Origin of the sequence: Amorphoplanes friuliensis DSM 7358 (genome assembly GCF_000494755.1) — a bacterium.
GTDB lineage: Bacteria > Actinomycetota > Actinomycetes > Mycobacteriales > Micromonosporaceae > Actinoplanes > Actinoplanes friuliensis.
Genome location: NC_022657.1, coordinates 7610881 through 7632063, shown reverse-complemented (window position 1 = coordinate 7632063; position 21183 = coordinate 7610881). Strand labels below are relative to the sequence as shown.

Below are 21183 nucleotides of genomic sequence, written 5' to 3'. Positions count from 1 at the left end.
CCGTCCTAGGCGCCAAGAGTGCCGACGTGGCGTTACACACCCGTTGCGACGCCGTGTCCCGGTCGTCAAGGCGCAGAGATATGCCCGGAATCACACCCAGGCTAGGACGGGTCAGGCGGAGGCGCGACGGACCAGATGGGTGTCGAGCAGAACGTGGGAATTTTCCACGGGCTCGCGGCGGATCCGGCACACCAGCAGCTCCGCCATCCGGCGGCCCATCTCCTCGACGGGCTGGTGGATCGTGGTCAGCGGCGGCTCGCACTGCCGGGCGACGGGCGCGTCCTCGAAGCCGATCACGGCCACGTCCTGCGGCACCCGCAGACCCTTGTCACGCAGGGCCCGCAGCGCGCCGCTGGCCATCAGGTCGGACGCCGCGAAGACCGCGTCGAGGTCCGGCTCGCGCTCCAGCAGCGCCCTCATCGCCCGGGCGCCGCCGGCCTCGCTGAAGTCGCCGTACTCGACGAGCTCGGGGCCGGTCACGGCCGCGCGGTAACCGGCCAGCCGGGCCCGGCCGACCTCCATGTCCTGCGGCCCGGCGACCGTGGCGACCCGCCGGGCGCCGTTGCCGAGCAGGTATTCGACCGCCTTGCGGGCGCCGGCGGCGTTGTCGACGTCGACCAGGAAGTCGCTCTCGGCCGCGCGTGCCGACCGGCCGCCGAAGACGAACGGCATGCCGCGCTCGCGCAGCACCGCGGGCAGCGGGTCGTCGTCGTGCAGGGAGAGCAGCAGCACACCGTCGACGTGCTGGCCGGTCAGGTGGTGCTCGACCCGCTCCCGCTGCTCGGGGGAGGCCGCCATCGCCAGCCAGAGCTGCAGCGGCGTCTCCAGCAGCGCGGCGTTGATGCCGCGCAGCACGCCGGCGAAGAACGGCTCGCCGAAGACACGTTCCTGGGACTCCGAGACGACGAGCGCCACCGAGTCGGTCCGCTGGGTGACCAGCGAACGGGCCGCGCGGTTGGGCACGTAGCCCAGCTCCTGGATGGCCGCCTCGACGGCGGCCTTGGCCTGCGGGCTGACCTGGGACGACCCGTTGAGGACTCGGGAGGCGGTGCCGCGGCCGACCCCGGCGCGTGCGGCGACGGCGTCGAGCGTCGGTCGCCCCGGTGAACGGACGGGCTGCCTGGTCATCCGGGCATTATCGCCCTCCGGCCCGCCGATGTCTCGCCCCTGCGCGGGGTCAATTGACCATGCTCCCCGCCGGGCTAGGGTTTTTGCATGATCTGCCGTGCCTGCCGGGAGAAGCATCACGACCAGTGCCGGGGCGGGTCGTGGTGCGACTGCCAGCACCGGCCGGTCGAGCCCACGCCGCCCGTGACCGGACCGGCATCGCCGTGATCGACGTCCATGACGCCGATCTTGTGGCGCTTTATCCCCGCAATCCGACCCCGACACTGCGGGTCAACTTCATCACCGGCCTGGACGGCGCCGCGACGGTGGACGGCAAGTCCGCCGGGCTCGGCGGGCCGGGCGACAAGCTGATCTTCGACTCGCTGCGCCGGGTCTGCGACGCGCTGGTCGTCGCCGCCGGCACGGTTCGCGCCGAAAAATACGACGGCCTGCGCCTCGACGCCGCGGCCCGGGAATGGCGCCGATCGGCCGGCCTCCCCGAGTTCCCGCTGATGGTCGTGGTCTCCGGCTCGCTGGAGCTCGACCCGGCCCAGCTGGTCTTCGCGGACGCGCCGATCCGCCCCCTGGTGATCACCCACGCGGCTGCCCCGGCCGACCGGCGCGCCGCCCTGCAGCCCGTCGCGGACGTGCTGACCTGCGGCGACACCTCGATCGACCTGGCGGCGGCAGTGGAGGCGCTGCACGCCCGCGGTGCCACACAGCTCCTTTGCGAGGGCGGTCCACACCTGTTCGGCTCGCTCATCGCCGCCGATCTGGTCGACGAGCTCTGCCTGACCGTCTCGCCGCAACTGACCGGGGGCAGTGCCGGTCGCATCGCGACCGGACCGGACACCCCGCCGCGCTCCATGTCCCTGCGCAGCGTCCTGGCCGATCAGGACATGCTTTTCCTCCGGTACGCCCGCAGCCGCTAGAAGTTGTGGACAAGCCTGTGGATGACCCCTAGAACTTGTGGACAACTCATGCCAACCGACGTGCCGTCCGTCGGATGTCATACGTCTGGTGCAACATGATCGGCGTGTCTGACGAAGCAAGCGAAGTGAACGAGCCTGTCGGAAGGGTCCTCGGCACCGCCGACGCGACCCCGTTGCAGTTCTGGACGGCGGTCACGCCGGGCAGCTATCTGCAGCTCGACGACGTCGTGGTGACCAAGCGGGAGCTGCCCGACCGCGAGCCCGTCACCATCGCCGGGGTCGTCACGCAGGTGCGCGCCCGGCACGAGGGCGCGCAGTTCGACTCGGACGTCTTCGCCATCGCCGACGGCACCCTGCCCGCCCTGGTGCAGGAGGCCGCCGAGATCACCACCACGCGGGTCGACCCGGAGCTCTACGTGCCGCCGGCCCCCGGCGCGGTGGTGCACCGGGCCTCCGGCGCCGCCCGTGACGCCGCCCTGCACTTCGACCGCATGGAGCGCCGCGTCCCGATGGGCACCGGCCGCGACGGCGTCCCGGTCTTCCTCAACGCCGACTTCCTCGACGGCACCCGCGGCGCGCACGTGTCGATCTCCGGCATCTCGGGTGTCGCGACAAAGACCAGCTTCGCGACCTTCCTGCTCTACTCGGTCTTCCGCTCGGGGCAGCTCGGCGGTGACGCGGTCAACGCCCGTGCGCTGATCTTCAACGTCAAGGGTGAGGACCTGCTCTTCCTCGACCACCCCAACACCAAGCTCGACGAGGCGACCACCGCGGCCTATGCAAAGCTCGGCCTGCCGGCGACGCCGTTCCCCGACGTCCGGGTCTACGCGCCGCCGCGGGCGGGTGACTCCTCCGGGGCGCCCGACGTGCAGAGCCGGCTGACGGGCGTCGACAGCTTCTACTGGACGCTCGAGGAGTTCTGCGAGAAGCGGCTGCTGCCGTACGTCTTCGCGGACGCCGACGACGAGCGCCAGCAATACACGATGATCGTGCACTCCGTGACCGCCCACCTGGCCCGGCACGCGATTCCCGCCGAGGGTGGCATCAGCATCGACGGGCGCCGTCTCGGGTCCTACGGCGACATGGTCGACCACATCGTCGATCAGCTCACCGACGACGAGACACGCTCGATGTGGGCCGGCAGCGCGGTCAACATGGGCACGGTCAACGCGTTCGCCCGGCGCCTGATCGGCAGCAAGCGTGACCTGGCCCGGCTCATCCGCGGCGACCTCGCGTCCCGCCGCCCGCACCAGATCAAGACGGCCGAGAGCGCCCAGGTCACGGTGGTCGACCTGCACAACCTGCCCGACCGTGCGCAGCGGTTCGTCGTCGGTGTCACCCTCAAGACCGAGTTCGACGACAAGGAAAAGTCCGGTACGGGCCGCCCGCTGCTCTTCGTCGTCCTCGACGAGCTCAACAAGTACGCACCTCGTGAGGGCTCGTCGCCGATCAAGGAGGTGCTGCTCGACATCGCCGAGCGGGGGCGTTCACTCGGTGTGATCCTGATCGGTGCCCAGCAGACCGCCAGCGAGGTCGAGCGGCGCATCGTGACCAACTCCGCGATCCGGGTGGTCGGCCGTCTCGACCCGGCCGAGGCCTCCCGCCCGGAGTACGGCTTCCTGCCCCCGGCGATGCGTCAGCGGGCGCTGCTGGCCCGCCCGGGCACGATGTTCGTCAACCAGCCGGACATCCCCGTCCCACTCTGTGTCGAGTTCCCCTTCCCTGCCTGGGCGACCCGCAAGTCCGAGTCGGGGCCCCCTCCGGCAGCCACGATGCGGTCGATCGTGCAGGGCGTCGACCCGTTCGCGGTGGTCGGCGGTCGCGGCGGTTCGTCCGACGACGACATTCCGTTCTAGGGTTCTGCGATGCGCATCCTGCACACGTCCGACTGGCACGTCGGCAAGGTCCTCAAGGGCCGGAGCCGGCACGAGGAACACATCCGGGTGCTCGGCCAGGTCGTGGAGATCGCCCGCGCGGAGCGTCCCGACCTGGTCATCATCGCCGGTGACCTCTACGACACCGCGGCGCCGTCGCCCGACGCCGTCCGGGTCGTCACCCGGGCGCTGTCGGCGTTGCGGCAGACCGGCGCCCAGGTCCTCGCGATCGGTGGCAACCACGACAACGGCCAGGCCCTGGACGCCCTGCGGCCGTGGGCGGACGCCGCCGGGATCACCCTGCGGGGTTCGGTGCGTGACAAGCCCGAAGACCTGATCATCACGGGGACGACCGAGGGTGGTGAACGCTGGCAGGTCGCGGCGCTGCCGTTCCTCTCGCAGCGGTTCGCCATCCGGGCCGTCGAGATGTACGACCTGACCGCCGCCGAGGCGAGCCAGACCTACGCCGACCACATCGCCCGGCTGATCGGCCGGCTCGCGACGGGCTTCGACGAGCCCGGCGTGATCAATCTCCTGACCGCGCACCTCACCGTTGTCGGGGCCAGCACGGGTGGCGGCGAACGCGAGGCGCACACCGTCATGGGTTACGCCGTGCCCGCGACCGTCTTCCCGCCGGGCACGCACTACGTCGCGCTGGGCCACCTGCACCGCTCGCAGTCGGTGATCGGGCCGTGCCCGGTGCGTTACAGCGGCAGCCCGCTCGCCGTCGACTTCGGTGAGGAGGAGAACGTCAGCTCGGTCGCGATCGTCGACGTCTCGGCCGACAAAGCCGCCAAGGTGCGCGATGTGCCCGTGACCTCGGCGCGGACGCTGCGGACGGTCCGGGGTTCGCTCGATCAGCTCTCCACGGTGAACCTTCCGGATGCCTGGCTCCGTGTATTTGTCCGTGAGACGCCGCGTGTGGGGCTTCGTGAGGACGTCCAGGAGATGCTGCCCGACGCGCTCGAGGTCCGCATCGACCCGGACATGGTCCCCGACAAGGCCGGCGAGCGGATGGCCCAGCGCGCGGGCCGCTCACCGCGCCAGCTCTTCGGTGATTACCTCGACAACCGGGGGAATGCGGAAGAGGGCGTCCGGGAACTTTTCGACGAGCTCTACGACGAGGTGAGCAGCACCAAATGAGGCCACTGCGGCTTGATATGGCCGGGTTCACGGTGTTCCGCGACGAGACCACCGTCGACTTCACCGACGCTGACTACTTCGCGCTGGTCGGGCCGACCGGCTCCGGAAAGTCCACGGTGCTCGACGGCATCTGTTTTGCCCTCTACGGCACGGTGCCGCGCTGGGGCGGGAGCCGGGGCATCGGCAACGCCCTCGCCCCGTCGGCGACCGAGGCCCGGGTGCGGCTGGTCTTCGAGTCGGCCGGCTCGCGCTATGTCGCCACCCGCGTGGTGCGCCGCGACGGCCGCGGCAACGTCAAGACCGCCGGTGCCGGTCTCCAGCTCATGCCGCCCGGCTTCGACGTCACCCGCCTCGACACGGGCATGAGCCTCGAGGACCTCGGTGACGTGCTCGCCGGCACCCCGGCCGAGATGGAAGGCGCCGTCGTCGAGGCGGTCGGGCTGCCCTACGAGCAGTTCACCAGCTGCGTCATCCTGCCGCAGGGTCAGTTCGCCGACTTCCTGCACGCCAAGCCGGCCACCCGGCAGCAGATCCTGGTCAACCTTCTCGGTCTCCACGTCTACGAGGAGGTCCAGGCCCGGGCCTCCACCCGCGCCACCAAGGCCGAGGCCCAGCTGGCCACCATCGACCAGCTGCTCGCCGGTCTCGTCGACGCCGACGACGAGGCGGTCGAGGCCGCCGAGGTGCGCCTGACCGCGATGCGCGAGCTCACCCAGGCCGTCGAGACCGCGGTTCCGCAGCTCAGCGTGGTTCGTGATCGTGAGGCCGAGCTGGCCGCCGCCCGCGACGCCGTCGCCGAGGAGCTGGCCGCGCTGGCCCGGGTGAGGACCCCGGCCGCCAGCACCAAGGTCGCGGAGGCCGCAGCCGCCGCCCGGGCCGGCGCCTCCGACGCAGCCCAGGGTGTGCGGATCGCCGAGGAGCGCGAGGACAAGGTGCGCGGTGAGCTGGCCGCCGCCGGTGACGCCGGCTCGCTGGGCCTGCTGCTCGACCGCCACGTCGAGCTGGACCGTCTCACCGGCCAGGCCGAGTGGTTCGCCGGTGAGGTCTCGGTCGCCGAGGTCGAGCACCAGGACGCCGTCGCCGCCGCCGAGCTGGCCCGGGCCGCCCACAACGGCGCCGAGCAGCTCCTCGAGCAGGCCCGGCTCGACTACGCCGAGGCGCAGACGCTGGACCGCGCGGCCGCGCTCCGCGCCCACCTGACCGCCGGTCACGACTGTCCCGTGTGTGCCCAGCCGGTCACCGAGGTCCCGCCGATGCCGGAGGGCTCGGCCGTGCAGATGGCGGAACGCTCCGGCAAGGCCGCCCGGTCCGCGGCCGACGTCGCCTCGACCGCTTTCCGGCAGCGTGACGCCGTCGCCCGCGAGCTCGAACGCGGCCTCGACCGTAAACGCGCCCAGCTCGAACAGCACAAGTCCCGGCTCCAGGAGGTGCGGGCCGCGCTGGCCGACTCGCCCGGGGTCGACGCGCTGCGCCGGCGGCTCGACGAGCTGACCAAGCTGCAGAAGAAGCTGGACGAGGCGGGCGCCGACGTCCGGACGGCGCGGGAGACCCAGCGCCGTGCCCAGGCCGCCGTGGCCGCGGCCGACGAACAGCAGCGCGCCGCCTGGCGCTCGTTCGACGCCGTGCGCGACAGCGTGGGGCGCTTCTCGCCGCCGCCCGCCGACCGTGACGACCTGGCCGCGGCCTGGTCGGCGCTGACCGCATGGGCCGAGGTGTCCAAGCGGCAACGCGAAGAGGCCCGTGCCGAAGCAGCCGCCGCCGTCGAAGCCGCCCACGCGGAGACCCAGCGGGCCCGCGCGGCCGTCGTCGAGCTCTTCACCGCCAACGGTCTGAGCGCGCCCGCTTCGGGTGCCGACGCCGACCTGATCCGCGCCGCCGCGGTCGCTGCCGAACGCGCGGCGGCAGCGTGGCAGCGGCTCGTCGACCGCCGCGAACAGGCCCGCGAGTTCGCCGAGCAGCGCGCCGCGCTGCTGCGCGACGGCCGGGTCGCCAAAGCCCTGGCCGGGCACCTGCGCGCCAACAACTTCGAACGCTGGCTCCTCGAGGAAGCCCTCGACCTGCTGGTCGACGGTGGCTCCCGGATCCTGCGCGAGCTGACCGGCGGCCAGTACGACCTGATGCACGACAAGGGCGAGTTCTTCGTCATCGACCACCACGACGCGGGCCTTCGCCGCGGCGTCCGCACGCTGTCCGGCGGCGAGACGTTCCAGGCCTCCCTGGCGCTGGCCCTCGCCCTCTCCGAACAGCTCGCCGGCATGTCCACCACGGCGGCCAGCCTCGAGTCGATCGTGCTCGACGAAGGCTTCGGCACGCTGGACGCGGCCACGCTGGACGTCGTGGCGGCGACTCTGGAAAACCTCGCCGCCCGCGGTGACCGCATGGTCGGCGTGGTGACCCATGTGAACGCGCTGGCCGAACGTGTCCCGGTCCGCTTCGAGGTGCACAAGGACGCGCGTACGGCCTATGTAGAAAGGGTTGGTCTGTGACCCGAATGTTCGTCGACGCCTGGGACCCGTCGTACGGCGCGTCCTTCGAGGGCGACTCCTCGGACGGCCCGGCCTCCCCGAGCAGCGCCCAGGTCGACACCGACGTCGAGATCCCGTCGGCGGAGTGGCGGCCGCTCGACGTCGCTCCGGGTGTCCGCTGCCCGGACGTGGTGTTCCTGGTCGACGGTGTCCGCCGCAACGACGCGGGCCTGTGGACGGCCGAGGAGGACGGCATGTCGTACGCCGGCCTGGCCGCCTCGTACGCGGCCGGGGTGGTCCGCTGCGATCTTGGCAACGGCATCGCTGAGCTGGTCGGAGCGCGGGTGGGGCGGGGGCTGTTCACGGCCTCGCCGAGTGCGTCCGACGTGCAGGCGGGTTCCGTGCGGTACGAGGTGCACAGGGTCAGTGGCACCGGCGAGGCCAGCAAGCTGCCGGCGGCTGTGCAGGCGCCGTTGACTGCTCTGGAGATCGACATCTCGGGTGCGGCACGGGACGGTGGGTCCGACGGGGCCGATCTGCTCGTGGTGGATGGGCCGTTGCGGAACAGGCGGCAGTTGCCGCGGACTATCGGATATGTGAAGACGCAGCAGAAGCAGTATCTGCCGGCTTCGCTCACTCCGGTGGTCACGTCGTTGCGGCCCGGGCAGCGGACGCCGGTGTTCCACATGGGATCTGTGTGGGGTGGGTGGTCCTGGTATCTGAGGTTGCCGGGGGCTTCGGGGGCGCCCTGGTCCGGGATTGTTCGGGTGGAGTGTTCGCCGGATCTGGCGGTGGCTGAGGCTGTGGAGTTGGCTGAGGTTTCTTCGGCCACTTTGCCGCGGTTTGCGTCTTCGGCTTACAAGGATCCTCGGGCTCCTCAGAATCTTGTTCCTATTGCTGGGTTGGAGCGGCGGTTGCGGGGGTTGCTCGGGGATTCTCGGGTTCTGCATCGTGCTTTGACGCTCGCTACTGCTCGGTCGCGGATGGTCTGAGACTTTTACTTGCGGTTAGAGCTCACCGGCGGCGGGGGTGGTGTCCGTCGTGGGCCTGTTTGGTGTCCCGCTGCGGGTTGGTGTGTGCTTCTGGTCAGGTCAAGGGCGGCACTGTGGGGTGTCCGCACGGTGCCTTTTCCGTAGCCACCGTGCGGGGGTTCGTGCTTGGTTGCCGTCTTTTGCAAACGATTCTTTGCGCAAACCATCTTTTGCGTTACGGTTGCTGGGTGACTGCTTCTCTGGACGCTGCCTTTGCTGCTCTTGGTGATCCGGTTCGGCGTGCTCTGGTCAGTCGGCTTTCCCTGGGTGACGCGACGGTGGGGGAGTTGGCTCGGCCTTTTGCTCTGACGCCGCAGGCGATTTCGCATCACGTCGGAGTTCTGCGGAAGTGTGGGCTGGTCGAGCAGCGGCGGGAGGGGACCAGTCGGCCGTGCCGGTTGCGGGTTGATCAGTTGGCGTTGCTGGGGTCGTGGATCGATGAGCAGCGCCGGGCCTGGGATGACCGGCTTGATGCCCTCGAGGGTCATCTGGGGGCGCCGCAGTGACCCGGGTTGAGCTTCAGGGTGACGAGCTGATCGCTCGGCGGTGGCTGGCGGCTTCGCCTGAGCGGGTCTGGGCTGCCTTTTTGACGCCGGCGAGCATTGCGGCTTTCTGGGGTGGCTCGCACGCCACTGTTCCCTCGGAGTCCGTGACTGTCGATCCGCGGCCGGGTGGCGAGTTTGCGCTTGATACGCGGGGGCCCGACGGGAGTGGTCGGCGGCTGCGGTTCGTCTACGTGAGTCTCGACGCTCCGCGTGAGCTGGTGTTCGACGAAGCCGTGACCGGGCTGCGGACGACGGTGACCATCCGGGCTGCCGGAGAAGGTACTGACCTGACCATCCATCAGCGCAGGCTTCCGCCTGAGCTTGCGACGGCGCAGGCCGCCGGTGGGCTCGGGTCGATCGTCGACGCGCTGGCCGTACATCTGGGGGAAACGCCGTGAGTCAGAAGCAGCTCGTGGAGGAATACTTCGCCGGTTTCCGGGCGAGTGATCATCCGCGGATCCTCACCACCCTGGCCGAGGATGTCGAGTGGGTCATTCACGGGCACCGGACGACCCGGGGCAAGGACGAGTTCGACGGTGAGATCGAGAACCCGGCCTTCGACGGCAGCCCTCAGCTCGACGTCCATCGCGTCCTGGAGGACGGCCCAGTTGTTGTCGTCACGGGTGAAGGTCGTGGCGTCAGCGTCGAGCACGGGCCGTTCCGGTTCGCCTTCAACGACCTCTTCACCTTCCGGGACGGGCTCATCGCCCGCGTCGACTCCTACGTGGTCCCTCTGTCCTGAGTTACTCGTCCCGCCCCTTGGGCACGTTTTTGTCCGGGGTTGTGCCGGGAGTCACCGCGTACCGGGAAGTTGATGTTGCTCTGGGTGGTGAGGGCTGGGCTCTTCGGCGGTGGTGGGTCGGCCTGGCGTCCGAGGTCGAAGGCCCTTTTGTCCCTTGTTCTGTGTGAAACGGAGTCGACCGGTACTCACGTTTTGGTGACGGTGGGTCACTGTCGCGGCACCGGTTGCTGGTGTTGCATCCGCTTTGCGGGTGGAGTGCGCACTGTGCGTCTGTCGACTCGGCGTGCTTGCTGAGTATTATTCGCGTGCCCCCGAGTACAAATCGGTGTCTATGGATGAAAGTCACGGCCCCCCTGTGGCTTGGACCCGGAGGATCCTCTTGCAACTGCTCGTCCAGACCGGCCTGCCCACCGGGCTTCCGGAAATTTTCCCGTTCGCTTTGATCCCGGCCGGGTTCCACGGCCGTATGACAGGCGACGGGGAAAGCACCGGCTGGAGGAATCGATGCATGCGTTGGTCATGGAGCGGCTCACGCCGGACAGGGTGTGCGCGATGACGCAGCAGCGGTCCGGTGGCGGTTGGCAGGCTCTCGACGGAGGCCGTGGTGCGGACAATGATGATGCCGTGATTCCACGACAGGCCCGGCACGGGGCTACGTCGGAAACGGCCAGCCACGAAGACACACTCGTCCGGATGCTCTACGAGGAGCACGCGGGTCCGCTGCTGATGTTCGTTCTCCGGCTCACCGGCGGCGACCGTCAGCGGGCCGAGGACATCGTCCAGGAGACGCTCCTGCGGGCCTGGCGCAACGCGCACCGGCTCGGCGCCCAGGGGCAGCAGTCGCTCCGGCCCTGGCTCGTCACCGTCGCCCGGCGCATCGCCATCGACGATCACCGCAGTGTCAGTGCGCGGCCGCCGGAGACGTACGACCGGGAGCTGGAGAGTTTTCCCAGCACGGCCGACGACACCGATCGGGTGCTGCAGCTGATGACCGTTACCGACGCGCTCCGTACGCTCAGCCAGTCGCACCGTGAGATTCTGGTCGAGACGTATTTTCGCGGCAAAACTGTCCCTGAGGCGGCCGAGGTGCTCGGTCTTCCCCTGGGCACTGCCAAGTCTCGTGTGTACTACGCCCTGCGGGCCCTGCGTACGGCCCTGCAGCAGCGGGGGGTGACGGAATGACCCAGGAACAGCACTTCGACGTCGCCGCGTACGCGCTGGGCGTGCTCGACGACCGGGACGCCACGCGTTTCGAGGACCACCTGATCGACTGCCCGACCTGTGCGATCGAGCTCGAGTCGCTGCTGCCGGTGGTGGACATCCTCTCGGACGTCGACGCCGACGCGCTGGTCGCGACGGAGCAGTCACGCCGGGACGGCCTCGTGCTGAAGAAGATGATCGGTGAGGTCAAGCGGGAGCGGCGGCGGGCGAACAGCCGTCGGCTCTACTCCCTGGCCGCCGCGGTTGTCGTCTTCGCGATGCTGTCGATCGGTGCGCTCTTCGCCGGTGGCCAGTGGCTCGGGCCCGACCAGCAGAACAACCCGTCCACGCCGGCCCAGGCGCGACAGGGCTCCAGCAAGCAGCTGGACCCGCTGCCGCTGTCCGAGGGTGGCGTCGGCATCGGCGGACCGGACCTGGTCGGCGAGCGGCTCGGCGGCACCGACCCCCGTTCCGGGGTTCGCGCCGACGTGGCTCTCGAGGCCAAGGACTGGGGGACACAGGTGTCCTTCGCGGTCTCCAGCATCAAGGGACCACTGACTTGCCGGCTGGTGGCTGTCCGCACCGACGGCTCGACCGAGGTCCTGTCGACGTGGCAGGTCGGTGACAAGGGCTGGGGCACGGCGGCCCAGCCGGACCCGCTGCTGCTGCAGGCGGCCACGGCACTGCCACGTGACGAGATCGCGCACCTGCAGATCCAGTCTGTCGGCCCCAAGGGCGCGACGGAGACGCTGGTCCGCGTTCCCTGATCCATCGAGCACTTGGAAAGCCCGACCGCGACACTGCGGCCGGGCTTTTCTTTACCCCTGGACCAGAACCAAGCGTGAATGCGAGTGCACGCTGCGCAACAAAGGTGCAGGTGGGCCAACCATTTACGTACCGGGACGCCGATCGGTTCAAGCAAAATTCCATGAATTTGTTTGAGCCGATTCTTCAACCGCTGGGACCCGCCGCGCGTACTACTGCCCGAACACCGAGATGGATTATCCAGTTGGAGGGCACACCGTGGTTCCGGAGAAGCGAAAGTTGATGGTCGTCGGCGCCGCAATCGCGGCGGCGTTCGCTGTGACCGGTTGCGCCCCGGCGGGACTGGACAACGCGAGCGACTACGGCGCGCAGCCGGCCGCCAACGCTGTCGACGCGACCGCGACCCCCACACCCGGTGCCGAGGCCGAGGGCGACGACGCGGCTGAGGACGACGCCGCGGACACCGACGCGCCCGAGCTGAGCGCGGACGAGGTCACGAGCGAGCTCACCGCCAAAGAAGTGAAGCGCATGGGCGAGACGGTCCAGAACCAGGACGGCTTTGTGCTGTACCGGTTCGACAAGGACAAGGTCAAGCCCGAGGTCGTGTCCAACTGCAAGGGTGACTGCGCCAAGGTGTGGCCGCCCGCGGTGGTCAACAAGGGTGAGAAGCCCAAGCTCAAGGGCGTGGACGCCGACCTCGTCGGCACCGTCGAGCGCGAGGACGGCACGCTGCAGCTGACCATCGACAAGTGGCCGGTCTACACCTACATCGGTGACAAGAAGCCCGGGCAGTGGAAGGGCCAGAACGTCGGCACCACCTGGTTCGTGGTCACCCCCGAAGGCAAGAAGAACCTGACCTGCCTCCCGGCTCCGTCGAAGGCCGTTGCGCCCCCGGCGGACGACGAGGGCAGCGACAGCGACGAGTCGGGCGGCGACGCCGGCAGCGACGACAGCGCCGGCTCGGACTACAGCTACTGACAGACGGTCGTAGGTGTGGCCGGTCATCGCCACCCGGCGTGACCGGCCACCACCACGAATGAATTCGCTTCATAAGTTCTCGTTAATTCGTACCTAAGTGTTCCGCATTCCATTTGCCTTTACCGAAGTGCTTCTCCTAGCGTTTCCGGTGGCGGTGAACGGTCTCGCCGGAATCAATTTGTCGGAGGTGTGAAAGATGATTGCCACCCGTTCCGCTCGCCGGCTGCAGCGCTGGCTCGTGGGCACGATGGCAATGGTCCTGGCGTTCCTGCTGGCTCCGGCCGGCATGGCCCGGGCCGTCGACGCCACTCCGGTTCCGGTCCCGCCGAACACCGGCCTCACCGACAAGGGCGCCGGTGCCGTCAGCGCTGCCGACCGTGACTTCGTCATCAAGGTTCGCCTCGCAGGTCTGTGGGAGGTCCCGGCCGGCAACATGGCGGTCGAGAAGTCCGAGGACCCCCGGGTCGTGAACGTCGGCAAGGCAATCGCCGCCCAGCACGTGGTGCTGGACAAGCTCGACATCTCGGTGGCGAAGAAGCTCGGCATCGCTCTCCCGAACGAGCCCAACCGGGATCAGGAGGGCTGGCTGAACGAGATGCGCAACGCGGCAACCGCGCAGCAGTTCGACCAGATCTTCATCGACCGGCTGCGGGCGGCGCACGGCAAGATCTTCCCGGCCATCGCGACGATCCGGGCGAGCACCCGCAACGACTCGGTCCGCAAGCTGGCCCAGCAGACCAACCAGTTCGTCATGACCCACATGACGCTCCTCGAGAGCAGCGGCATCGTCGACTACGGCTCGCTGCCGACCGCCCCGGCCCCCGCCGCGGCGAACGGCGGCCCGGTGCCGGTCGACAACCAGATGCTCGCCGCCGCCGGCACCAACGGTGTGCCGGGTGTCAACACCTCAGTGATCCTCCTCGTTCTCGCCGGCGCACTCGTCGCCGGTGTCATCACCACCATGCGCATCTTCCGGACGCGATAGCCCGCGCCCGGTTCCGACCTGGCCAGTCGACCAGGCCGTACGGCATCACCCCCAGGCGGCTGCTCCACCGCCCGCCACGTGTGCGACAGAGAAAGGTGTCACCATGCGAAGGTCGCAGTACCGGCGCGAATCCAAGTATTCGAAGTGGTTCACCGGTCGGCGCCGGATCATCGCCGCGGTAGCCACCCTGGTTGCCTTCGGCGGCATTGTCACCGTCACGCAGGTCTCGGACGCGAGCACCAAGCGTTCGCAGCAGCGTGCTCTGGCCGCCTGCAACAACATCCAGGCGCCGAAGTCGACGAAGCTGTCGACCAAGACCAAGAAGGGCACCTACACCACCAACAAGGGCAAGGTGACCCAGCACGCCGACGACGGCTCGGGCGACGTCCCGACCACCGCGCAGATGCGGTCCCGCTGCCGGCAGTGGGTCATGCAGAACGCCGGTAACAACGGTGGTGGTGGCGGCGCGACCGCAGCACCGTCGAGCAGCGCCAGCACCGCGGCCGGCAACGGTGGCAACCAGGGCGGTAACCAGGGCGGCGGCAACCAGGGTGGCGGCAACCAGGGCGGCAACAACGGTGGCGGCGCTGTGACCCCGCCCCCGGGTGCGGGTCTGGGCATCCTGGCCAACAGCTGCGAGAACAGCCAGCTGCAGCCGCACGACGGCTTCCAGAACGGCAACCGCTGTGTCTCCACCGAGTTCGGTGAGGTCGGCGCGCAGGAGAACAACCCGTCGCTGCTGATCACCGAGGCGCCGACCCAGGTCGAGCCGAACACGGCGTTCACCCTGCGGGTCAGCACCCGGAACCTGATCCGTGACCGCTTCCTCGCGGCCGGTCAGGGCGGGTACTACGTGGAGAGCTCGGTGCTGCAGGGCGGTCTCGTCCGCGGTCACTTCCACACCGCTTGCCGCATGCTGAACAGCACCTCGGAGGCTCCCGACCCGGCTCCGGTCCCCGCGTTCTTCGTGGCGACCGAGGACCGTCAGGGCAGCGCTGCTCCGGACGTCGTGACGATCCAGGTTCCCGGCCTCCCGGCCGAGGGCACCGCGCAGTGCGCCTCGTGGGCCGGTGACGGCTCGCACCGCATCCCGATGATGCAGCGCGCCAACCAGACGCCCGCGTTCGACGCGGTCCGCATCGAGGTCGGCGGCGGCGGCAACAACGACGGTGACCAGGGCGGCGACCAGGGTCAGGACCAGGGCGACCAGAACCAGGGCGGCCAGGACCAGGCCGGCGACCAGAACCAGGGTGGCGACCAGAACCAGGGTGGCCAGGACCAGGCCGGCGACCAGAACCAGGCCGGCGACCAGGGCAACAACGGGGACCAGAACAACAACAACTGAGTACGGAGCCCTGCCGCAAACCGGAACCGAACCCCGCGGGCGGCGCCGCCGTCAAGGTGACGCCGCCCCGCGCGGGACCCCCCGTCGGGACCGGACCGCCGTCCACCCCCTGAGGACGGCACCCGCGGCAGGCGGCTCGAGCACAGGAATCGGCTGACGAAAGGAGGCGCGGTACCCACTCTCGAGCCGAGCTACGCAGCTCCGCTACCGGGTGAAGCGGACCGACTCGGGTGTCCGCCAACCCTCACCGATGGCCCTGACCGGGAGCGCGGTCAGGGCCATCGGCACGTCTGTGCCCGGGCGGAGGTTGGCGGCCGCGAAAGAAGGTGGCACAGTGACCCGGGTGACGAGGACCCGCCGGCTGAGCCTCCCGGACGGCTACCACTTCCGCGCCACGCTCCGGTCGCTGCTGGTGGTCCGCTACGACCCGTGCGGCACGCTCACCGACACCGATTTCTGGCTCTCCGCGCGTACCCCGGAGGGTCCTGGATCTTTGCATCTCGCCCGGGCGGGCGCGGAACTGACCGCGACCGGGCACGGACCCGGCGCGGACTGGCTGGTCGACCGCGCGGACGCGTTTGCCGGACTGCGCGACGACGTGAGTGACTTCCCGGCCCTGGCGGCGGCACATCCGCTGGTCGCCCGGCTGGCCCGGACCTTCCCGGGGGTGCGTTATCCGGCCAGCGGCCAGGTCTTCCACCGGCTGATCCGCGCGATCCTGGAGCAGAAGGTCACCGGGATCGAGGCGCACCGGGCCTACCGGTCGATGATGAAACACTTCGGCGAACCGGCGCCGGGACCGGCCGAGCTGCTGCTGCCGCCGGACCCCGAAGCGGTCGCGGCCACGCCGTACTGGACGTTCCACCCGTTCGGGGTCGAGCAGCGCCGCACCCAGGCGCTGCTGCGGGCGGCCCTGGTCGCGGCCCGGCTCGAACGCTGCGTGGACAGCGCCGAGGCGACCCGGCGGCTCACCGCCGTCCCGGGGATCGGTCCGTGGACCGCCGCCGAGGTGGTCCGCACGGCCTTCGGCGACGCGGACGCCGTCAGTGTCGGCGACTTCCACATCCCCAACACGGTGGCCTGGGGCCTCGCCGGTGAGGCCCGCGGCACCGACGCCCGGATGCTGGAGCTCCTCGAACCGTTCCGCGGGCATCGCGGCCGGGTGTGCGACCTGCTCGCGATGGGCGGGATCAGCGCGCCGAAGTTCGGGCCGCGGATGCCGATCCGGTCCTTCGCGAAGTTCTAGGTGTCGCCTGCTGGACAGCCGTTGCACACTGGGGCGTGGCTTTCACGTTGACGATCGACTGCGGTGGCGGCGGCATCAAGGGCTCGGTGCTCGACGACGCGGGCACCATGCGCGCCCAGCCGTTACGGGTGCCGACGCCGTACCCGTTGCCCCCGGACCTGTTCGTGAAGACCCTGCTGGAGCTCGGGGAACGCCTGCCGACGGCGGACCGGGTCACCGTCGGGATGCCCGGCATGCTGCGGCACGGCGTGGTGGTGGCGACGCCGCACTACGTGACCCGCAGCGGGCCGCGCACCAAGATCGATCCGGAGCTGGTCGAGGCCTGGCACGGATTCGACGCGCGGACCGCTCTGTCCGAGGCCTTCGGGCTGCCGACGCTGGTGCTCAACGACGCCGAGGTGCACGGCGCCGGTGTGGTCGCGGGCACCGGCTGCGAACTCATGCTGACCCTCGGCACCGGGCTGGGCTGCGCACTCTTCGACGGCGGCCAGCTCGCACCGCACCTGGAGATGTCACAGGCGCCGGTGCGGTGGGGGATGAGCTACGACACCTACATCGGCGAGCACGAGCGGCGCCGGCTCGGCGACGCGCTCTGGTCCCGGCGGGTCCGCAACGTCGTCGAAGGACTGCGACCGGTCTTCCTCTGGGACCGCATCTACCTGGGCGGCGGCAACTCACGTCTGATCACCCCGACGCAGCTGGCCCGCATGGGCGACGACGTGGTGGTGGTGCCCAACACAGCGGGGATCGTCGGCGGCGTCCGCGCGTGGACCCTGCGGGCTGACGGATCTCGATAGATTCGAAGCATGCTCCCCACCCCGTCCGCGTTGCTCCTCGACTTCGGCGGTGTGCTCGCCGACGCACCCCCGCAGGACCTCGCGCCACCCGAGCTGGTGCTGCGGCTCTACAACCTGACCGGCGGTGTGCTCACCCCCGGCGAGATCAGCCGGTCCCTGCTCGCCGGCCATCAGGCGTACGCGGCCTGGCGCGACGAGGACCACCCGGACGAGCTGTCCCACGCCGCGGTCTGGGCGCTCGTCACCGGCGACTGGCCACGCAAGGCGCAGGAGGCAGTGCGCCTGCAGGCCACCCGGCTCGCCTACGACTGGGCGTGGCGTGACGGCTGGGCGCTCCGGCCGGGCATTCCCGAGGCGTTGCGGGCGGCCCGTGCCGCCGAGCTGCCGATGGCGGTCGTCAGCAACGCGATGAGCGGTGCCGCCCATCGCGACTTCCTCGACAGGGCGGGCATCGGCGGGCTCTTCGAGGTGCAGATCTACAGCGACGAAGCCGGCGTCCGCAAACCGAACCCCGAGATGATCTGGCGTGCAGCCCGGGAGTTGCGGGTGCCGGCCGAGCAGTGCTGGTTCGTCGGGGACAGCCGCCAGCGGGACGTCGTGTGTGCGCGGCGAGCCGATGCCGGCGCCGCTATTCTGCTGCGCTCGCCGCGTACCGATAAGGAGGATCCGGCCGCTTTCCCCGAGCCGGACGCTTTCGTCGAGGACGGTTTCGGCCTGCGCGACCTGCTCCCGATCTGACGCCCCCGATCAGGGCAGGTGACCGAGGACGATCCGCTCGGACGTCAACAGGTAGGTCCGGAGCACCTCCGCCGCACGCCCCGCCTCGCCACCCTCGTAGATCGTCGTGATCTCCTCGTTCATCGGCACGAACGGCCGGTGCAGGGCCCCCACGTCCGGCGCCGCGACGAACGCCAGGCGCAGCTCGGCGGTCAGCTGCCGCATCCACGCGTCCAGCCGCGGACTCCCGGCCAGCGCCACGATCTGCTCATGGAAGTGCATGTTCGCCGTCCCGACCGCACGCCAGTCCCCGGCCGCCACTCCTCGCTGCGCCTCGTCGATCGCGGCCCGCATCCCCTCCGCACGCGGCGGATCGACCGGCGCCTGCTGCAGGGCCGAGCACTCCAGGAGCACGCGTACGCGGTAGATGTCCGCGATCTGCGCCGAACTCAGCGTCGCGACAAAAACCCCGCGGTGCGGTTGCCGGACGAGCAGCCCCTCCTCGATCAACGTCGAGAACGCCTCCCGCAACGTATTCCGCGACACCTCGAGCGGCCCGGTCAACGACGCCTCGGACAGCCGCGTACCCGGCGCCAACTCCCCGTTGATCATCGAATTCCGCAGCCGCTCCACCGCCCTGGCCGCCGAACCCGGCTTCTCCACCGTCGTCACCAGCTCAGTCAATCAGCCGTACCGCCGCCGCCCTCAATCGGGCGCGACCCGGAACCGGACCTTCGCACCGGGCCGGGCCTGCGCCGCCCGGTCAGCAGCCTCCGGCGTCAGCACGGCGATCACCGGATAGCCGCCGGTGACGGGATGATCGGCCTGGAAGATGATGGGATGCCCGTCCGGCGGGACCTGGACCGAACCCCTCACCACGCCTTCGCTGGGCAGCTCGGCGCTGCGTGACCGGGTCAGCGCCGGCCCGGTGAGCCGCAGCCCGACCGCGTCGCTGGCCGGGGAAACGGTGAACTCCGCACTCAAGAACGTCTCCACCGCCTCGCCGGTGAACCAGTCGTCGCGCGGCCCCAGATCAACCTCCAACGCCCCCTCCGACCCGGCGCCGTCGCTTGCCCGCCCAAGTTGATCGCTTGGGCCGGCGGTGGTGGGTGGTTGGGCGGCGGAATCACCCAGACCGGATTGGGCAGCGGGGTCGGCCGGGTGATTGTGGTTGCCGGTTTGGGGCGCGGGATCGGTTGGGCGGTGCCCAACTTCAAGGATGTTGGGCCGCCCAGAGGCGTTGGTGGGTGGTTGGGTGGAGACATCGGCCGGGCCGGTGTGGCCGCCTGTTTGGGTGGCAGGGGCGGCTGGACGCGGATTGTCGCTGGCCGGCTCGGCGGAGCTGATCCGGGTGGCGCCGGCCGCCCCTGGGCTGATCGAGGCCGCATCGGTCGGGGCAGGGTCGGTAAGGGTGGGGTCGGCAAAGGTAGTGGCAAAGGCGGGGGTGGGCCCGATCGGGAGGGTGTCGCCGGCGGCAGGCTTGGCGGGGCCGACCCCGGCGAGCTGGTCCGTCGAACGCGAGCCCAGAACCGGTTCGACAGCAAACCCGCCCCGGACCGCCAGGTAGCTCCGCAGCCCCCGCCGCGGCATCGTCACCGAGACGACAGCGCCCGCGGGCACCGTGAGGACTTCTTCGGCCCCGGCGCGGGCGCCGTCCACCGATAGCACCGCGTCGGTGCCGGTCAGGACCACCGTGGCTGGTTCGTCGAAGCGGACGCGGAGCCCGCCCAGGGTGCATTCCAGGGCGGCCAGGCCGGGTGGGTTGCCGACCAGGGTGTTGGCGCGGGCGTAGGCCGTGCGGTCCACCGCGCCCGAGGGGGCGACGCCCTGGGCGGCGTGGCCTGGGCGGCCTTCGTCCTTGAGGACCGTGAGGGGGCCGGGCCGGATGATGGTCACCGTCATCGGGACACCGCCTTGAAGATCACTTTTACTCCGGGTACGAGCAGAGCGGGCTCCGGGCGACCCAGGTCCCACATGCGTGCTGTGGTGGTGCCGATGAGCTGCCAGCCGCCGGGGCTGTCGTTCGGGTAGATGCCTGAGAAACGGCCCGCGAGGCCGACCGAGCCGGCCGGGATGCGGGTACGGGGCGAGTCGCGCCGCGGTACGTCGAGGCGGGGGTCGCCGCCGGTCAGGTAGCCGAAGCCGGGTGCGAAGCCGGCGAACGCCACCGTCCACGGCGAGCCGGTGTGGAGGGTGATGACCTCGTCCGTGGTGAGGCCGGTGTGTTCGGCGACCGCGGCCAGGTCGGGGCCGTCGTAGCTGACCGGGATCTCGACGGTGCCGGCGTCGGTCACGCCGGGCCCGTCGAGGCGCAGACCGGCTGTGGCCTTCTCGACCGCCGCCGGGGAGGTGACGGCCGGGTCGAGGCGGATCAGGACGGTCCGGGCCGCCGGGACCAGGTCGACCACGCCGGGCAGCGTGGCCGCGTGCAGTGCCGCGTAGAGGGCCAGGGCGGCGTCGAGGTCGTCGACCTCCACCAGCAGGGCCTCGCGGCCGCAGCGGAGAAATCTTGTCATCGGGCGTATTCCGTGTCGGGGACGTCTGTCAGGAACATGTGGCCGGGTGCGTGGGTGATCGCGAACGGCACCTGTGATGCCATCACGGCGGCTTGCGGGGTGACGCCGCAGGCCCAGAAGACCGGGACTTCGCCGGGGCGGATCTCGACCGGGTCGCCGAAGTCGGGGCTGTCCAGGTCGGTGAGGCCGAGCCCGGCCGGGTCGCCGATGTGGACCGGTGCGCCGTGGACCGCCGGGAAGCGGCCGCTGATCGTGACGGCGTCGGCGACCCGGTCTGCCGGGATCGGCCGCATGGAGACGACAAGCTCGCCGTGGAGGCGCCCGGCGGGACGGCAGGGGCGGTTGGTCCGGTACATCGGGACGTTCCGTCCGGTCGAGATGTGCCGGACGTCGATGCCCGCGGCGATCAGGGACTCCTCGAAGCTGAAGCTGCACCCGATCAGGAACGCCACCAGGTCGTCCCGCCAGGCCGCCGTCGCGTCCGGCACCTCGTCGACCAGTTTCCCGTCGCGCCAGATCCGGTAGAGCGGCAGGTCCGTGCGCAGGTCAGCACCGGGCGCGAGGACGCTGACCGGCGAGCCCGGATCGCTGACGTCGAGCACCGGGCACGGCTTCGGGTTCCGCTGCGCGTAGAGCAGCATGTCCCACGCCCAGTCCCGCGGCACAGCGATCAGATTGGCCTGCGTCATCCCCGGTACCAGCCCGGCCGTGGGCCGGACAAGCCCGGCCCGGAACCCCTGCCGAAGATCAGCCGCGGCAGCGGCACCTCTCCCAGCCGCCCCGACAGACGTCAAG

The 21183-nt window shown here is 70.3% G+C and carries 21 protein-coding genes; 16 read left to right on the top strand and 5 right to left on the bottom strand.

Features of this window, described 5'->3' with window-relative positions:
* Positions 1 to 111: 111 nt before the first annotated feature.
* Positions 112 to 1128 (bottom strand): LacI family DNA-binding transcriptional regulator, encoded by a 1017-nt coding sequence (locus AFR_RS35115; RefSeq protein ID WP_023561579.1) that lies wholly within the window; start codon positions 1126 to 1128, stop codon positions 112 to 114.
* A 197-nt stretch (positions 1129 to 1325) separates the two neighbouring features.
* On the opposite strand from AFR_RS35115, the gene AFR_RS35110 reads away from it, so the two are divergent.
* From AFR_RS35110 to AFR_RS35035, 16 genes are all read left to right on the top strand, one after another.
* A complete protein-coding gene (locus AFR_RS35110) occupies positions 1326 to 2039 on the top strand; it encodes a pyrimidine reductase family protein (protein ID WP_052359872.1) in 714 nt (237 codons plus the stop codon).
* Between the two features lie 95 nt (positions 2040 to 2134).
* Positions 2135 to 3895, top strand: a complete 1761-nt coding sequence (locus AFR_RS35105) for an ATP-binding protein (RefSeq protein ID WP_438829953.1) — start codon at positions 2135 to 2137, stop codon at positions 3893 to 3895.
* Between the two features lie 9 nt (positions 3896 to 3904).
* Positions 3905 to 5056 (top strand): exonuclease SbcCD subunit D, encoded by a 1152-nt coding sequence (locus AFR_RS35100; protein WP_023561576.1) that lies wholly within the window; start codon positions 3905 to 3907, stop codon positions 5054 to 5056.
* Positions 5053 to 7542 (top strand): AAA family ATPase, encoded by a 2490-nt coding sequence (locus tag AFR_RS35095; protein WP_041841378.1) that lies wholly within the window; start codon positions 5053 to 5055, stop codon positions 7540 to 7542. The genes AFR_RS35100 and AFR_RS35095 overlap by 4 nt, the downstream gene beginning before the upstream one ends.
* Entirely contained in the window at positions 7539 to 8513 is a 975-nt protein-coding gene (locus tag AFR_RS35090) for a hypothetical protein (protein ID WP_193786333.1), read from the top strand. The genes AFR_RS35095 and AFR_RS35090 overlap by 4 nt, the downstream gene beginning before the upstream one ends.
* A gap of 62 nt (positions 8514 to 8575) precedes the next feature.
* Positions 8576 to 9058 (top strand): ArsR/SmtB family transcription factor, encoded by a 483-nt coding sequence (locus AFR_RS35085; RefSeq protein WP_338012104.1) that lies wholly within the window; start codon positions 8576 to 8578, stop codon positions 9056 to 9058.
* Entirely contained in the window at positions 9055 to 9495 is a 441-nt protein-coding gene (locus AFR_RS35080) for an SRPBCC family protein (protein WP_023561572.1), read from the top strand. The genes AFR_RS35085 and AFR_RS35080 overlap by 4 nt, the downstream gene beginning before the upstream one ends.
* Positions 9492 to 9839, top strand: a complete 348-nt coding sequence (locus AFR_RS35075; RefSeq protein ID WP_023561571.1) for a nuclear transport factor 2 family protein — start codon at positions 9492 to 9494, stop codon at positions 9837 to 9839. The genes AFR_RS35080 and AFR_RS35075 overlap by 4 nt, the downstream gene beginning before the upstream one ends.
* Before the next feature lie 504 nt (positions 9840 to 10343).
* Positions 10344 to 11021 (top strand): sigma-70 family RNA polymerase sigma factor, encoded by a 678-nt coding sequence (locus AFR_RS35070; protein WP_041841376.1) that lies wholly within the window; start codon positions 10344 to 10346, stop codon positions 11019 to 11021.
* Complete coding sequence (locus AFR_RS35065) at positions 11018 to 11806, top strand: anti-sigma factor family protein (protein WP_023561569.1); 789 nt, start codon at positions 11018 to 11020, stop codon at positions 11804 to 11806. Before AFR_RS35070 ends, AFR_RS35065 begins: the two co-directional genes overlap by 4 nt.
* A gap of 280 nt (positions 11807 to 12086) precedes the next feature.
* A complete protein-coding gene (locus AFR_RS35060; protein ID WP_023561568.1) occupies positions 12087 to 12782 on the top strand; it encodes a COG4315 family predicted lipoprotein in 696 nt (231 codons plus the stop codon).
* A 196-nt stretch (positions 12783 to 12978) separates the two neighbouring features.
* A complete protein-coding gene (locus AFR_RS35055; protein WP_023561567.1) occupies positions 12979 to 13767 on the top strand; it encodes a DUF4142 domain-containing protein in 789 nt (262 codons plus the stop codon).
* 103 nt (positions 13768 to 13870) lie between these two features.
* On the top strand, positions 13871 to 15112 hold the full coding sequence (locus tag AFR_RS35050) for a hypothetical protein (protein ID WP_023561566.1): 1242 nt from the start codon (positions 13871 to 13873) through the stop codon (positions 15110 to 15112).
* Between the two features lie 343 nt (positions 15113 to 15455).
* Complete coding sequence (locus AFR_RS35045) at positions 15456 to 16358, top strand: DNA-3-methyladenine glycosylase family protein (RefSeq protein WP_148308172.1); 903 nt, start codon at positions 15456 to 15458, stop codon at positions 16356 to 16358.
* Between the two features lie 35 nt (positions 16359 to 16393).
* Entirely contained in the window at positions 16394 to 17155 is a 762-nt protein-coding gene (locus AFR_RS35040) for an ROK family protein (RefSeq protein ID WP_023561564.1), read from the top strand.
* 9 nt (positions 17156 to 17164) lie between these two features.
* Positions 17165 to 17893 carry an HAD family hydrolase gene (locus tag AFR_RS35035; protein ID WP_023561563.1) on the top strand — a complete coding sequence of 243 codons (729 nt, stop codon included), beginning with the start codon at positions 17165 to 17167 and terminating at the stop codon, positions 17891 to 17893.
* Between the two features lie 9 nt (positions 17894 to 17902).
* On the opposite strand, the gene AFR_RS35030 is transcribed toward AFR_RS35035, so the two are convergent.
* The 4 genes from AFR_RS35030 to AFR_RS35010 are packed head-to-tail and all read right to left on the bottom strand — an operon-like array spanning position 17903 to position 21182.
* Positions 17903 to 18544, bottom strand: coding sequence for a GntR family transcriptional regulator (locus AFR_RS35030; protein WP_023561562.1), 642 nt, complete (start codon positions 18542 to 18544; stop codon positions 17903 to 17905).
* Between the two features lie 33 nt (positions 18545 to 18577).
* A complete protein-coding gene (locus tag AFR_RS48175) occupies positions 18578 to 19774 on the bottom strand; it encodes a 5-oxoprolinase subunit C family protein (protein ID WP_023561561.1) in 1197 nt (398 codons plus the stop codon).
* Positions 19771 to 20388, bottom strand: coding sequence for a 5-oxoprolinase subunit B family protein (locus AFR_RS35015; protein WP_023561560.1), 618 nt, complete (start codon positions 20386 to 20388; stop codon positions 19771 to 19773). Before AFR_RS35015 ends, AFR_RS48175 begins: the two co-directional genes overlap by 4 nt.
* Positions 20385 to 21182: a putative hydro-lyase gene (locus AFR_RS35010; RefSeq protein WP_041843142.1), complete on the bottom strand. Its 798-nt coding sequence runs from the start codon at positions 21180 to 21182 to the stop codon at positions 20385 to 20387. The genes AFR_RS35015 and AFR_RS35010 overlap by 4 nt, the downstream gene beginning before the upstream one ends.
* Position 21183 lies beyond the last annotated feature (1 nt).